This window comes from Xanthomonas sp. SS (genome assembly GCF_014236835.1).
Lineage (GTDB): Bacteria > Pseudomonadota > Gammaproteobacteria > Xanthomonadales > Xanthomonadaceae > Xanthomonas_A.
In genome coordinates, this window is the sequence record NZ_CP051190.1 from 2,268,451 (window position 1) to 2,282,019 (window position 13,569).

General features: G+C 69.0%; 13 protein-coding genes. 3 read left to right on the top strand and 10 right to left on the bottom strand.

The window, feature by feature from the left end; all coding sequences use genetic code 11:
• Positions 1 to 116 precede the first annotated feature (116 nt).
• Positions 117 to 1,025, bottom strand: coding sequence for a GNAT family N-acetyltransferase (locus HEP74_RS09325; protein WP_185816188.1), 909 nt, complete (start codon positions 1,023 to 1,025; stop codon positions 117 to 119).
• 10 nt (positions 1,026 to 1,035) lie between these two features.
• A complete protein-coding gene (locus tag HEP74_RS09330) occupies positions 1,036 to 2,274 on the bottom strand; it encodes a ribosomal protein uL16 3-hydroxylase (RefSeq protein WP_185816189.1) in 1,239 nt (412 codons plus the stop codon).
• A gap of 237 nt (positions 2,275 to 2,511) precedes the next feature.
• On the opposite strand from HEP74_RS09330, the gene HEP74_RS09335 reads away from it, so the two are divergent.
• The gene (locus HEP74_RS09335) at positions 2,512 to 3,702 is read left to right on the top strand and encodes an OmpA family protein (protein ID WP_185816190.1); all 1,191 of its coding nucleotides are present in this window, start codon (positions 2,512 to 2,514) and stop codon (positions 3,700 to 3,702) included.
• A 51-nt stretch (positions 3,703 to 3,753) separates the two neighbouring features.
• On the opposite strand, the gene HEP74_RS09340 is transcribed toward HEP74_RS09335, so the two are convergent.
• Positions 3,754 to 4,221, bottom strand: coding sequence for a DUF3060 domain-containing protein (locus HEP74_RS09340; protein WP_255427921.1), 468 nt, complete (start codon positions 4,219 to 4,221; stop codon positions 3,754 to 3,756).
• A gap of 241 nt (positions 4,222 to 4,462) precedes the next feature.
• A complete protein-coding gene (gene purB, locus HEP74_RS09345; protein ID WP_185816192.1) occupies positions 4,463 to 5,830 on the bottom strand; it encodes an adenylosuccinate lyase in 1,368 nt (455 codons plus the stop codon).
• Between the two features lie 225 nt (positions 5,831 to 6,055).
• Between purB and HEP74_RS09350 the strand changes: the two genes are divergently transcribed.
• Both HEP74_RS09350 and HEP74_RS09355 read left to right on the top strand, forming a co-directional pair.
• A complete protein-coding gene (locus HEP74_RS09350) occupies positions 6,056 to 7,045 on the top strand; it encodes a YiiG family protein (protein ID WP_185816193.1) in 990 nt (329 codons plus the stop codon).
• A 467-nt stretch (positions 7,046 to 7,512) separates the two neighbouring features.
• Positions 7,513 to 8,925: a class II fumarate hydratase gene (locus tag HEP74_RS09355; RefSeq protein ID WP_185816194.1), complete on the top strand. Its 1,413-nt coding sequence runs from the start codon at positions 7,513 to 7,515 to the stop codon at positions 8,923 to 8,925.
• A gap of 453 nt (positions 8,926 to 9,378) precedes the next feature.
• On the opposite strand, the gene HEP74_RS09360 is transcribed toward HEP74_RS09355, so the two are convergent.
• Genes HEP74_RS09360 through HEP74_RS09385 form a run of 6 tightly spaced genes read right to left on the bottom strand, consistent with a single transcriptional unit; the run spans position 9,379 to position 13,569 of the window.
• Positions 9,379 to 9,819 (bottom strand): hypothetical protein, encoded by a 441-nt coding sequence (locus tag HEP74_RS09360; RefSeq protein WP_185816195.1) that lies wholly within the window; start codon positions 9,817 to 9,819, stop codon positions 9,379 to 9,381.
• Between the two features lie 53 nt (positions 9,820 to 9,872).
• Positions 9,873 to 10,433: a DUF2884 family protein gene (locus tag HEP74_RS09365; protein WP_185816196.1), complete on the bottom strand. Its 561-nt coding sequence runs from the start codon at positions 10,431 to 10,433 to the stop codon at positions 9,873 to 9,875.
• Between the two features lie 40 nt (positions 10,434 to 10,473).
• Positions 10,474 to 11,298, bottom strand: a complete 825-nt coding sequence (locus HEP74_RS09370; RefSeq protein ID WP_185816565.1) for a GIN domain-containing protein — start codon at positions 11,296 to 11,298, stop codon at positions 10,474 to 10,476.
• 53 nt (positions 11,299 to 11,351) lie between these two features.
• Entirely contained in the window at positions 11,352 to 12,332 is a 981-nt protein-coding gene (locus tag HEP74_RS09375; RefSeq protein WP_185816197.1) for an ABC transporter permease, read from the bottom strand.
• Positions 12,329 to 13,210 carry an ABC transporter ATP-binding protein gene (locus HEP74_RS09380; protein WP_185816198.1) on the bottom strand — a complete coding sequence of 294 codons (882 nt, stop codon included), beginning with the start codon at positions 13,208 to 13,210 and terminating at the stop codon, positions 12,329 to 12,331. Before HEP74_RS09380 ends, HEP74_RS09375 begins: the two co-directional genes overlap by 4 nt.
• Positions 13,207 to 13,569, bottom strand: a complete 363-nt coding sequence (locus HEP74_RS09385; protein WP_046980357.1) for a GntR family transcriptional regulator — start codon at positions 13,567 to 13,569, stop codon at positions 13,207 to 13,209. The genes HEP74_RS09380 and HEP74_RS09385 overlap by 4 nt, the downstream gene beginning before the upstream one ends.

Sequence of the window (13,569 nt, forward strand, 5' to 3'; positions counted from 1 at the left end):
CGGGCGTAATCAAGCGAAAAAATTATACCCCCATGCGCAAGCCGGGGTGTGCATTTCGGATACACAGGGGCTACGCGGGGTTCATTCGTCGCGCCATCGGCAGCGGCCGCGCGGCGCTACCAGCCCAGCGCGCGCAGCTCGCTGCAGTCGCGCGAGCGCTCCCAGACCCGCGCGAACGCCTCGCGCAGCTGGCGCGCACGGCCGCCGCCGAGCAGGTCGGTCTCGCCGTCGTAACGGTGACCCAGCGCACGGAAGTAGTAGCCGCCGCCGTCGTTGACCAGGTACGCCGCGGCGTAGCCCTGGTCCACCGGATCGACCACTTCGCGGAAGCGGAACACGCTGGGCAGGCGTTGCGCCAGGGCCAGCAGCGGCGCGGCGGCGCGTTGCGGGGCGGCCGCGTCGTGCAGCAGTACGCGCACCTGCTTGTCGTGCGCGGCCACCGCGAAGCGGCGCAGTTGATCGAGCAGCGGCGCGCTGTCCAGCAGGCCCGGATCCAGTGCGCGGCTGTAGATCAGCAACTGGCGCCGCGCCTGCGCGACCACCGCGGCGCTGGCCGCGATCGCCGTGGTCGCATCCTCCACCGCAGCGGCGGCGCCGAGGACGCGCCGCATCGGTTGCCGTTCGCCGCCGCCATGGGCGTCGGCGCTGCGCGCGCCGAGCGGCAGGAAGCCGTGCCGCGCGTAGAAATCGAGCGTGGCCGGCGGCGCCTGCAGGTCCAGGCGCCGCCAGCGCCGGCGCTGCGCCTCCTCGATCAGCGCGGCCAGCAGCGCGCTGCCGACGCCGCGGCCGCGCCAGGCCGGCAGCACCGCCATGCCGTCGATGCGCTGCTCGGGGCTCAGCCGCACGCTGCCGAGCGGCTGGCCGTCGTCGGCGCGCGCCAGCACGTGGTGGCTCAGCGCATCCAGGGCCTGGCCGGCCGCATCCGCAGGCGCCGGCACGCCGGCCTGCTCGCGCAGCGCGCGCAGTTCGCCGGCCTGGCGGGCCGGGTCGAGCGTTTCGATGCGGAAGCCTGGGGCGGCGGGCATGGCGGGCGGCTCAGTGCTGCGCGTCGGCATCCTCGTCGCCGTGCTCGGCCTCGTCCAGCGGCTGGTAGAAGCCGGCCTCGACCAACTGCAGCAGGGTGTCGCGGCCAGCCGCGGACAGCGCCGCGTAGTCGCTGCCGTCGAGGTGCTCGGCCGCGGCCAGGCGCCGCGCGTCCTTGATCGGCAGGGCGAATTCCAGGCCGCTGCAGAACAGGGTGGCGCCGCGCGTGGCCCGGCGCCAGGCCGGCCGCGCCCACGGGTGGCGCTGCAGGATCAGGCCCTGCTCGAGCGCCGCGGCCACTTCCTGCGGCGCCGGCGGGTTGGCCGGCGGCAGGATCTCGCCGGCGGCGCGGTAGGTGGTGATAAAGCGGCCGAACCAGGCGCCGAGGCGGTCGGGATCGTTCATGCGCAGCGCGTTCAGCGCCTCGACCACGCGGCCCATCGCCGCCGCATCGATCTCGTACGGATCGGCCGGCACCTGCAGGTCCTCGTCGTGGTAGCGCAGCGCCTCGTCGGCGCCGTCGATCAGGGTGTCCAGGTAGTCGCCGATCAGTTCGGCCGAGGACGGCGCGCGCGTGCCCACCGAGAAGGTCAGGCAGGCGTCTTCGGCGACGCCGTGGTGCGGCACCAGCGGCGGCAGGTACAGCATGTCGCCGGGGCCGAGCACCCAGTCGTGGGTAGGGCTGAAGCTGCGCAGCAGCTTCAGCTCGACGTCCTCGCGGAAGTCGGTCGGCGGCGCCGTGCGGCCCATCGAGGCGCTGGCGTCGATCTGCCAGCGGCGGTGGCCCTGCGCCTGCAGCAGGAACACGTCGTAATGGTCCACGTGCGCGCCGACCGAGCCGCCGGGCGCGGCGAAGCTGACCATCACGTCGTCCACGCGCCAGCGCGGCAGGAAGCGGAACTGCTCGAGCAGGGCGCGAATGTCCGGGTCCCATTTGTCGACGTCCTGCACCAGCAGGGTCCAGTCGTGGTCGGGCATGCCGGGGAATTCGCTTTCCTGGAACGGCCCGCTGCGCACGCTCCAGCGGTCGCTTGCCCGGTCGTGCACGATCAGCCGCGACAGCGCGGCCTCTTCGCAGGCCAGGCCGGCCAAGTCGCCCGGCTCGATCGGCGAGACGAAGCCGGGGAAGGCATTGCGGATCAGCAGCGGGCGTTTGTGCCAGTAGTCGCGCAGGAAGCGCGCGGCGGGCATGCCCAGCGGCTGTTGCCGGATGGCGTCGATTTCGATCGGGAACGGGGCGGTTTTCTTCATGGGCAGGCAGTCCGGCAGGGGCGAGGCCGACGTGAAGGCCGGCGATGGCCGCCATTGTCGCCCAGCCCGCCGCCTGCTGCGTTGTCCGTGCATGGCGGCGGGTCCGGCGGCGTGCTTGCGGAAGCGCGGCTGGCGCCGTGCCCGTGCCGTTGCAGTTCGCCCGCCGCTGCGGCGCCGGTTTGACAAGCGGCCTGCGCGCAAGCTGAAGTGCGCGCCTCAGGACCAGGAGGGAAGGGAATGCGTTCACTGCCGATCTTGCTGTCGTCGTTGTTGTTGGCCGGGTGTGGGGCCGCGGACAAGCCTGGTACGCCGTCCGCGCCGTCCGCGCCCGCAGCTGCTGCGGCCAAGGCCTCTGCCACGCCCGACACCGCGCCCGCCGCTGCGGCGGACGTGCCGGAGTTCCCGGCCATTCCGCTGATCGTGGTCCCGGAAATCCTCGGGGTGACGCCTGCGCAGCGTGCGCTGGAAGCTTCGATGAAGGGCGCGCTGGATCCGATCCAGGGCGTCAGCATCGCGCCGGCGCGCTGCGCTGGCGACGGCGTGCTGGTCAACGATGCCGGCATCACCGGCGTCGATGCGCAGGGCAATCTGCTGCGCAACGGCGAGGACGGCCTGTTCAAGATCAACGCCGACGGCAGCGGCACGGCCAATTTCGAGGGCGGCCTGGTGCAGGTCAACGCCGACGGCAGCGGCACCATCAACGGCACCGTCGGCGACGGCGAGGACGCGATCGTGCGGGTGCAGGCGGATGGGTCTGGTAGTTACAACGGCCCGGCCGGCCTGATCACGCTGGATGGCAGGGGCGCAGGCACCTGGAACGGCGGCAGCGGCCTGATCCAGAACAATGGCGACGGCAGTGGCACCTGGAACGGACCCGAAGGCCTGGTGACCATCAATGCCGACGGTTCCGGCACCTGGAACGGTGAGCACGAAATGATCCGCAACAACGGCGACGGCACCGGCATGATCGGCACGCCCGGGCGCAAGATGGCGATGGCGCCGCTGCCCAAGGTGCCACCGGCCGGGCGCTTCCCGCCGCTGCGCAAGTTCGCACCGCCCGGCGCGCCATGCGGCTATCTGATCACCTTGAACGATCGGGTCCTGTTCGACTTCGACAAGTCGCAGATCCGCGCCGATGCCGCAAAGGTGCTCGACACGCTGGCGACCGCGCTCGGTACCGTGCAGGCGCGCGATCTGGAAGTGGGCGGGCATACCGACAGCAAAGGCGGCGACGACTACAACCAGGCCTTGTCCGAACGCCGTGCCGCGGCGGTGCTCGAGGCGCTACGGGCGCGCGGACTGGCGCTGAAGGCGTCCGCCAAGGGCTACGGCGAGTCGCGCCCGGTGGCGCCGAACCAGTTGCAAGGTCAGGACAATCCCGCCGGACGGCAGTTGAACCGGCGCGTGGAGATTTTCGTCAGGACCTGAGCGCGCTGCGCGGTCCGGCCGCGGGCGGCCGGCCGCGTGGCGTCGGCACGCTCAGTTGCCGGCGATCTGATTGTCGCGGCCGTAGTCCTGGACCTGTGCCGTGCCGGTTTGCTGGGTGAGCTGGTTCTTGCTGCCGTGCAGGGTCGCCGAGCCGATGGCGACCGCGCGCAACTGGTTTTCGTCGCCCGGCACCGCCAGTGTCTCGATGCGGCCCATCTGCAGGTTGCCGTGGCGGCCGAACAGCTCGACATTCTTGGTGTCGCTGCGCATGACCACCTGCGCGTTGTCGCCGACCACGCGCACGCCTTCGGCATGCTCGATCTGCAAGGTGCCGTTCGCGCCCAGCAACGCGATCATGCCGCACTGTCCGCGCAGCACGAGCCTGGCATCGCGGCCGGTGATGTCCACGTTGTGGCCGTCGCAGTCAATCGTGCCGCTGGTCGAGGTCACCAGCAGCGTCGGGCGTTCGCCGTTCGGCTGGCCGCTGGCCTGCGCGTCGCTCGTCGCTTGTGCCGACATGCTGGGGACTGCAGGCACCGGCGCGATCGATGCCGCGGCCGTCGTGGCGGCGGCAGGCGCGGCCGCTGCAGGTGTGGTTGCAACGGCGGCATCGGTGCCGGAGGGCGAGGGCTGCTGTGTGCAGGCTGCCAACGCCAGTAGCGGCAGGCAGAGAAACAGATTCCGTGTCATCGCATATCTCCTTGTCGGGGTTCGAAGGCGGTGTTGCCGCGCCGGCGAGGGGGTGGCCGGCGCGTCTGGCTCAGATCGCGCGCGCCAGGCGCTCGGCCAGGCCGATGTAGCCGCCCGGGGTCAGCACCCGCAGGCGTTGCTTGGCGTCCTCCGGCAGTTCCAGGGTTTCGACGAAGGCCTGCATCGAGGCGGCGGTGATGCCCTGGCCGCGGGTCAGCGCCTTGAGCTGCTCGTACGGATTGGGCAGGCCGTGGCGGCGCATCACCGTCTGCACGGCTTCGGCCAGCACTTCCCAGGCGGCGTCGAGGTCGCCATCCAGGCGCTCGGGATTGACGGTCAGCTTGCCCAGGCCCTTGGCCAGCGAATCCAGCGCCACCTGGGTGTGGCCGAACGCGGTACCGAGCGCGCGCAGCACGGTGGAGTCCGTGAGGTCGCGCTGCCAGCGGCTGATCGGCAACTTGGCGCTGAAGTGCTCGAACAGCGCATTGGCGATGCCGAAGTTGCCTTCGGCGTTCTCGAAGTCGATCGGGTTGACCTTGTGCGGCATGGTCGAGGAGCCGACTTCGCCTTCCTTGAGCTTCTGCTTGAAGTAGCCGAGCGAGATGTAGCCCCAGATGTCGCGGGCCAGGTCGATCAAGATGGTGTTGGCGCGGCGGGTGGCATCGCCGAGTTCGGCGACGTTGTCGTGCGGCTCGATCTGGGTGGTGTAGGGGTTGAACACCAGGCCCAGGCCTTCCACGAAGCGCTGCGCGAACGCCTGCCAGTCCACGTCCGGATAGCTGGCCACGTGCGCGTTGTAGTTGCCGACCGCGCCGTTGATCTTGCCGGTCAGCTCGACCGCGGCGATCTGCCGGCGCTGGCGTTCCAGGCGCGCGACCACGTTGGCGATCTCCTTGCCCAGCGTGGTCGGCGAGGCGGTCTGGCCGTGGGTGCGCGACAGCATCGGCTGCGCGGCCTGGGCATGGGCGAGCGCGCGCAGGGTGGCGGCGACGCCGTCCAGCGTCGGCAGCAGCACCTCGCGCCGCGCCTGCTCCAGCATCAGCCCGTAGCTGAGGTTGTTGATGTCCTCGCTGGTGCAGGCGAAATGCACGAATTCCAGCGCCGGGCCGAGTTCGGCGTCGTCCTTGAGCTGCTCCTTGATGAAGTACTCCACCGCCTTCACGTCGTGGTTGGTGGTGCGCTCGATCTGCTTGACCCGCGCCGCGTGCTCGACGCCGAAGCCGTCTGCCAGCGCGCGCAGCCGCTGCGTGGCGGCCGCCGAGAACGCGGGCAGCTCGGCGATGCCCGGCTCGGCGCCCAGCGCCAGCAGCCATTCGATTTCCACCTTCACCCGGGCCTTGATCAGGCCGTATTCGGAGAAGATCGGCCGCAGGGCATCGACCTTGCCGGCGTAGCGGCCATCGAGCGGGGACAGGGCGAGCAGGGCGGAATCCGACATGGGCAGGGGCAGGGCGGCAGCGGTGGGGCGGATATTCTACGCCGGCCGCGCACCGGCCATGCCGTGCCGACGGCCGCAGCACATCGGCGAGCAGGCGGGCGCTCGCGGGGCACGACCGCCGCGGCGGACCGACGTCCTGTTCCGCGACGTGTGTGCGCTGGCGCATGACAAATGCGTGTTGCTAAAATGCGCGGCTGTAACCGTTTTCAACAAGGACGTGCTCCTATGACTTCCCGCTTCCGCCTGGCTGCGCTGGCCGCTGCCGTCTCCGTTTTCCTGGTCGCCTGCGGCGGCAAACCGTCGGCCACGCCAGCCGCCGCGGCCGACGGCAAGGCGCCTGCCGATCACACCGCGAGCGATCCGCACGAGGCGCTGACCATCAAGCTCAACGCGTACATCGAGTGCTTCAACAAGGTGGATGCGGACATCCACCGCGGTGCCCAGTCCTATGTCGGCTGGATGAAGGATCCCGCCGCCGGCCCCACCGGCAAGGAGACGAGCGTCTACGGGCCGGCCAAGATCGACGAGTACGACATGAAGGTCTGCGATGCGCCGATGCAGCAGGCGGTCGCCGCCAAACCGCTGCTGCCGGCCCTGGATGCCGCCGCGAAGCGTTACGCGACGGCGCTGAAGACGCTGCAGCCGCTCGGCAACCAGGTGCGCGATTACTACGAGCGCGAGGACTATCAGGACGACGGATTCGCCAAGGGCAAGCAACTGCATGCGCCGCTGATGGCGGCCCTGTCCGAGTTTTCCGAGGCGAGCCATGCGTTCAGCGCCGAACTGGATGCGCAGAACGACGCCGCGCAGCGCGAGCAGCTGAAGGCCATGGAAAAGGCCGAAGGCCGCACCCGCGACTTCTACCGGATGTCGATGATGCTCGAGGCCAAGGACATCGTCGCCCTGTTGCAGGAGGATGCGTTCGATACGGCCAAGGCTACGGCCTTGCTCGACGGCTTCAACACGCTGTCCGACGAAGCGCACGCCAAGGTCGCCGACCAGGAACCGGGCAAGCTGGACTGGAACAGTTTCGAAACCGCCGCGGAGAACTTCCGCAAGGAAGGCAAGGCGCGGATCAAGCGGGTCGTCGACAAGACCCCGTACAGCCGCATGGAACAGGGCTGGCTGGACAACCCGACGCTGGCGCCGGAAGGCTCGCCGGGACGGCTGCTGAAGACCTACAACAACCTGGTTTTCCAGAGCAACCGCCAGTAACCGCAGCTCGCGGCGGCCGGCTGCAAGGCGGCCGCCGCTGCGCCTGGATCGGGAACCCGGCCGCGCGGCGATGTCGCGCCGGCCGCTGCCGAAGTGCCCGGGCCTTCGCCACCGCCGGCCGATTCCCGCGTTCGATCCGATCGCATTCGTGCCAGAAGCTCTTGGCTCGCTCGGCCAATGCCTGGCCGCTGCTTCACTTCCTGCGCGGTACTGGCCAAGACTCCGACATCCGCGAGGCATGCATCGGCAGCGGCATGGCTGGATGATGCATTCCATCCACATCGCCGTGCGGCCGCTGCGCCGTGCCTCCAGGCCTTGCTAACAACCCTTGGCGCACACTGCTGACGCCGGGCGCTGTGCCGCGGATAATGCCTGCGCCAGCCGCAGCTCCGCCAGCCTGCCTTCCCGGACGTCCCTCGCGACAGCGCCGGGTGGAATTCCTCTTATGCAGATGTGGAGATTGCGCAATGAGCGACAAATTCAGGGTCGAGCACGACAGCATGGGCGAGTTGCAGGTGCCGGCCGAGGCGCTGTGGGGTGCCCAGACCCAGCGTGCGGTGCAGAATTTCCCGGTGTCCGGGCAGCCGATGCCGCGCGGCTTCATCCGCGCGTTGGGCCTGATCAAGGCCGCCGCGGCCGGGGTCAACGCCGACCTGGAGCTGCTGCCCAAGGCCGTGGCCAAGACGGTGCAGGCGGCCGCGCTGGAGGTGGCCGACGGCAGGCACGATGCGCACTTCCCGATCGACATCTACCAGACCGGCTCGGGTACCTCGTCCAACATGAACGCCAACGAGGTCATCGCCACGCTGGCTTCGCGCGCGGCCAAGCCGGGCGCGCCGGCGGTGCATCCGAACGACCACGTCAACCTCGGCCAGAGTTCCAACGACGTGGTGCCGACCGCGATCCGCGTCTCCGCCCAACTCGCCACGCAGGAACAGCTGCTGCCGGCGTTGAAGCACCTGCGCAAGGTCATCGACAAGCGCGCCAAGCAACTGGATAAAGTGGTCAAGACCGGGCGCACGCACCTGATGGATGCGATGCCGCTGACCTTCGGCCAGGAGTTCGGCGCGTGGTCGGCGCAGCTGGCCTCGGCGCAGGAGCGACTGCAGGACAGCCTCAAGCGGCTGCGCCGGCTGCCGCTGGGCGGCACCGCGATCGGCACCGGGATCAATGCCGATCCGCGCTTCGGCGGCAAGGTGGCCAAGGCCTTGTCCGCGCTGACCGGCTGCAAGTTCGACAGCGCCGACAACAAGTTCGAAGGCCTGGCGGCGCAGGACGATGCGGTGGAACTGTCCGGCCAGCTCAATGCGCTGGCAGTGGCGCTGATCAAGATCGCCAACGACCTGCGCTGGATGAACGCCGGACCGCTGGCCGGCCTCGGCGAGATCGAATTGCCGGCGCTGCAGCCGGGCAGCTCGATCATGCCGGGCAAGGTCAATCCGGTGATTCCGGAGGCCACGGTGATGGTCTGCGCGCAGGTCATCGGCCACCACACCGCGATCACCGTGGCCGGGCAGACCGGCAACTTCCAGTTGAACGTGGCGCTGCCGCTGATCGCGGCCAACCTGCTGGATTCGATCAACCTGCTGGCCAACGTGTCGCGGCTGCTGGCCGATTCGGCGATCGCCGGGCTGAAGGTGCGCGAGGATCGGGTCCGCGAGACCCTGGACCGCAATCCGATCCTGGTCACCGCGCTGAATCCGATCATCGGCTACGAAAAAGCGGCGGCGATCGCCAAGCGCGCCTACAAGGAGAACCGCCCGGTGTTGGAGATCGCGCTGGAGGACAGCGGCCTGGGCGAAGCCGAATTGCGCAAGCTGCTCGACCCGGCGGCGCTGACCAAGGGCGGCATCCACGCCGGCGCGGGCGGCGGCGGCTGAGGCGTGCCCGCATGGTGCGGCGGGTGCTGTGCCATGCGGGGATGGTGTATCGCGGTTTGAGAGCGATTCTAGGGGGCCTGGAGGCCGCCGCTAGAGGCGTAACCGGAGCCGCTAGATGAGCTTCCGGCATATCCGCCAATCAGCCACAACAGAGTTCCGAAACCTGCACCTTCATGGCTTCGCGCGTCGCGACTGAAGTCGCTCCCACAACTGGGTTATGGGATCGCCAGGTAGATGCACTGTAGGAGGGGGCTTCAGCCCCGACGGTATCGAAGCCGGAACCTTTGCCACCGTGCTTGTCGCGGCTGAAGCCGCTCCTACAGGGGAGGCTGCGCTGGAATGTCCGGGTGCACTGTAGGAGCGGCTTCAGCCGCAACAAGATCCGGCGTTGCACGTCCATCGTCACCGCCGCGGTCGCGACCGATGGCGTGTGTGCGGCAGGCGCCAGCTACTTCAGCGCCGCTCCGCCTGCAGGTTGCCGAAGCTTTCCTGGTACGGCTGCAGCGACGGGATGTCGTGCAGCAACGCGCTCTGCAGCGCGCTGATCTCCGGCGTGGTGGCGAAGCCGACCGAGCGCATGTTCGGGTCCGGCGGCGCGGTTTCCAGGGTGCGCTGGCGCTGCATCTGCAAGTGCATGAACAGCTGTTGCAGCTGGGTGCGTTGCGCCTGCGGCAGCGGCAGTTCGATGTCGTCGATGCGCAGGCTGCCGTCGGGGCCGATCGAGGCGTTGGCGGCCGGCGCGCGGCGCAGCATTACGGTCATGCTGTCCACCGACACGCGCGGCTTGCCGCGTTCGGCGCGCGAGGACGAAGCTGCGCCGTCGCGCGCGCCGCACGCCGCCAGCAGCAGGCACAGCGCGATCAGGGAAAACCAGGCGACTAGCGTCTTCTTCATGGATCGATTCGGAGCAGGAGGGTCCCGGCCATTTTAGGCCGGGACCGCCGCAATTACTTGACCGATTTGTCGCAGTCGCTGATGTCGCTGGCGTCCAGGCTGGCGTAGGGGCGGAACGCCGGCACTTTCTGCGCCAGCGTGTCCTGCGCCTGGCGCAGCGTCGCCACCTGCGCGCAGATCTTCAGCGCTTCCTGCTTGAGCTTCTCGGCCTGCGCCTCGATGTGCTCGCCGACATGCTCGGTGTTGCCGCTGATGACCCCGGCCAGCGCGTCGCCGGCTGCCTTCACGCCCAGCGCCGCGCCTTGCTTGCCGACCTCCAGGCCCTGCATGCCGACCGCACCGAGTTGTTCGCGATAGCGAGCCAGCACGGCGTGCTGTTCAGCGTCGAGCGCGACCTGCTTGCCGTCGATCAGCAACTCGCCAGCGCGGGTGATGGTCGCCGGCGGTTGCCCGGACACCTTCAGGGTGATGTCGCCATTGTCGAAACTCAGGCTGCGCGCGCTGGGCGTGTTGCTGGTCGTCCTGTCCGACTGCGGGGTCGAGGGCTGGCAGGCGGCCAGGGCCAATAGCGCGATCAGGGCGATGCCGGCTAACGGCAGGGAACGATGCTGCATGGGTGAGTCCTCGGTCGAAGCGAGAAGGGAAGGCCGCGGCTCAGCGCGGCTTGGGCACGTTGACGCTGCCGCGCACGCCGCTGTGGTGGATGTCGCCGCTGCCGACCCGCTCCACGGTGAGGTTGCCACCGACGCCGTTGACTTCCAGGTCGCCGGAGCCGATCGATTGCAGCGCCACGCTGCCGGTCACGTCGCGCAGCTGCGCATCGCCGGAGCCGATGCTGCCGATCTGCACCGCGCCGCGCACGCCGTGCACGGTCAGGTCGCCGGAGCCGACGGTGCCGATCTTGACGTCGCCGCCGACCTGGCTCGCCTTGACGTCGCCCGAACCCAGCGTCGGCAGGCTGAGGCTGCCGATGTCGCGCAGTTCGATGTCGCCCGATCCCACCGTGGCGCTGACCGCGCCGCGCACGCCGTGCGCATGCAGGTCGCCGGAGCCGACCGTGGCGTCGAGCGAGGCCACGCCGCCGATGTCGGCATCGCCGGAGCCCAGGCGCAACTGCACGGGCAGGGAACTCGGCACGCTGCCGGCCAGGTCCAGGTAGGCGTAGCGGGTGCCCGAACTGATGCCGTGGATCTTGCCGTCGTGCTGCAGGGTCACGATCAGCGTGTCGCCTTCGCGGCGCTGGCGCACGGTCAGCTCCTTGAGCATGTCCGCATCGGAGGCGCAGGCGCGGCCGCGCAGCTCGAACGCGGCACCGCTGGCGCCGGTCAGCTTGAGGTTGTTCTGCTGCGCGTCGAAGATCACATTCTTGGCGCCCGCCAGGTCCAGTTTCAGGTTGCGCGGCTCGGAATGCCGGCATTCGTCGGCCAGGGCCAGGGCCGGTACCAGCAGCAGCGCGGACAGCAGCAAGGTCTTGCGCATCATCGTGAACTCCATATGCAAAGAGGGAATGGGGAAAGGGAGAACGCTGCGGATCAGGCTTCGTCGCGCCAGCGGCGCAGGTAGATCGCCGCGACGATGAAGGCCACGCCGATCGCCGCGCCGATCCAGATGTCGGCGCTCTGGAAGATGCGCCAGGCGTCGCTGAGTTGGATTGCGTTGGCCAGGTCCTGGGCACCGTCGATCTGCATTGGCGGCGCGCTCTCGCTGAGTACCGGCAGCCAGGTGCCGGGCAGCACGCTCAGCAGGCCGCGGTAGACCACCGTGTACCAGATCGCGTTGTGGTTCACGTGCAGCATCGGCAGGATGCCCATCATGCTCGCCATCACACAGCCCAGGACCGGGATCAGCACCGCCCACAGGAACGGCTTGGTGCGCGCCCAGGCCGAGCAGAACATCAGCCAGCCGATGGTCGGCAGCGACCACATTACGTAGATCGGCAGGTTCGACAGCACGCCGCCGATGATGCGCAGCGGATGCGAGTGGGTGAACACCGCGCTGCTCTGGCTGACGCCGTTGACCGATAGGGTCAGCGCGGTGACCAGCCACAGGCAGATGCCGATCAGCAGGCCGATCCCGATCGCCACGATCGGCGCCAGCAGCAGCGCCCAGGCGGCCTTGGACAGCACCGTGTTCACGTCCGACAGCGGCAGCGACTTCCAGAACAGCACGCTGCGGTCGCGGCGGTCGTCGTACAGCGAACCCAGCGCGTAGAAGAACACCACGAACCCCAGCACGACGCAGGCCAGGACCACGCCGGCCAGCAGGGTGCCGTCGCCGACCGCACCGATGATCTCGTACAGCTTCTCCGGTCCGCCGTCGATGTTGAAGCCGTTGCTGCTGTCGCCGCGACCGGCCACGGTGCCGATCAGCGCGAGTATCGCGTACAGCACGGTGATCACGCTGCCGGCGATGACCGGCGCCCACAGGAAACCGCCGCGGTGTTCCCAGAATTCGCGCTTGAGCAGCCACTTGAAGGTGGACAGCGGCGAGATGGACTTGGCGGGTGCGTTCATGCGTAGGTCCCCTTCATGATGGCGACGAACAGGTCGGCGAGGCCGGGGTTGCGGGTTTCGCCGAGCGCGGCCAGCTGCGCCTGCGGCACGCCGTCGTACAGGAACACGGTCTTGCCGAACGGAAGACCGCGCTCGTCGATCGGCTGCAGCGCGCGCGCCGCGTCGATGCGTTCGGCCGGCACCAGCAGTTCGGTGTAGCGGGTGGCCATGTGTTCCATGTCGGCGCTGAGCACGATGCGGCCGTCGCGGATGAACAGCACGTCGGTGAGGATGTGCTCGATCTCCTCGACCTGGTGGGTGGTGATGATGATGGTCTTCTGTTCGTCGAAGTAGTCCTCCAGCAGGCGCTGGTAGAACTCCTTGCGGTACAGGATGTCCAGGCCCAGGGTAGGTTCGTCGAGCACCAGCAGGCGCGCGTCGATGGCCATCACCAGCGCCAGGTGCAGCTGCACGATCATGCCCTTGGACATTTCGCGCACGCGCAGCTTTGGGGTGAGCTTGGTGTTGGCCAGGAAACGCTCGCACTTGGCGCGGTCGAAGCGCGGATGCACGCCGGCGACGAAGTCGATCGCCTCGCGCACCCGCATCCAGCGCGGCAGCACCGCCACGTCGGCGATGAAGCACACGTCGTTCATCAGCTCGTTGCGTTGCTTGCGCGGGTCCATGCCCAGTACGCGCAGTTCGCCCTCGACCGCGGTCAGGCCGAGCACCGCTTTCAAGGCGGTGGTCTTGCCGGCGCCGTTGGGACCGATCAGGCCGACGATGCGGCCCGGCGCGATCGCAAAGGAGGTGTCGGCCAGCGCCGGCTTGTGGTTGTAGGTCTTGCGCAGCGAGCGCGCGGAGACGACGGATTCGGATGCGGCGACAGCGGCAGTCATGGTGTTTTCCCCGGTGGCAACAAGTCTTCCAATGTCAGGCCCAGGCGCTGGATCCGTTCCAGCACCAGAGGCCACTCTTCGTTGAGAAAGCGGTCGCGTTCGCTGCCGCGCAGCTTCTTGGCCGCTTCCTCGGTCATGAACATGCCCAGCCCGCGGCGCTTCTCGACCAGGGCCTCGTCGGCCAGTTCCTGGTAGGCACGCGACACGGTGATCGGGTTGAGCTGGTATTCGGCGGCGACCTGGCGCACCGAGGGCAGCGCGTCGCCGGGCTTGATGATGCCGTCCAGCATCATCGCGATCACGCGATCCTTCAGCTGGCGGTAGATCGGAGCGCCATCGCTCCATTGGATATCGCTCAT

Coding starts and splice junctions, on each gene's coding strand:
- HEP74_RS09375 (WP_185816197.1), bottom strand. CDS start 12,332: ATGAACGCACCCGCCAAGTCCATCTCGCCGCTGTCCACCTTCAAGTGG.
- HEP74_RS09335 (WP_185816190.1), top strand. CDS start 2,512: ATGCGTTCACTGCCGATCTTGCTGTCGTCGTTGTTGTTGGCCGGGTGT.
- HEP74_RS09360 (WP_185816195.1), bottom strand. CDS start 9,819: ATGAAGAAGACGCTAGTCGCCTGGTTTTCCCTGATCGCGCTGTGCCTG.
- HEP74_RS09325 (WP_185816188.1), bottom strand. CDS start 1,025: ATGCCCGCCGCCCCAGGCTTCCGCATCGAAACGCTCGACCCGGCCCGC.
- HEP74_RS09380 (WP_185816198.1), bottom strand. CDS start 13,210: ATGACTGCCGCTGTCGCCGCATCCGAATCCGTCGTCTCCGCGCGCTCG.
- HEP74_RS09370 (WP_185816565.1), bottom strand. CDS start 11,298: ATGCGCAAGACCTTGCTGCTGTCCGCGCTGCTGCTGGTACCGGCCCTG.
- HEP74_RS09340 (WP_255427921.1), bottom strand. CDS start 4,221: ATGTCGGCACAAGCGACGAGCGACGCGCAGGCCAGCGGCCAGCCGAAC.
- HEP74_RS09355 (WP_185816194.1), top strand. CDS start 7,513: ATGAGCGACAAATTCAGGGTCGAGCACGACAGCATGGGCGAGTTGCAG.
- HEP74_RS09350 (WP_185816193.1), top strand. CDS start 6,056: ATGACTTCCCGCTTCCGCCTGGCTGCGCTGGCCGCTGCCGTCTCCGTT.
- HEP74_RS09330 (WP_185816189.1), bottom strand. CDS start 2,274: ATGAAGAAAACCGCCCCGTTCCCGATCGAAATCGACGCCATCCGGCAA.
- purB (WP_185816192.1), bottom strand. CDS start 5,830: ATGTCGGATTCCGCCCTGCTCGCCCTGTCCCCGCTCGATGGCCGCTAC.
- HEP74_RS09385 (WP_046980357.1), bottom strand. CDS start 13,569: ATGAGCGATATCCAATGGAGCGATGGCGCTCCGATCTACCGCCAGCTG.
- HEP74_RS09365 (WP_185816196.1), bottom strand. CDS start 10,433: ATGCAGCATCGTTCCCTGCCGTTAGCCGGCATCGCCCTGATCGCGCTA.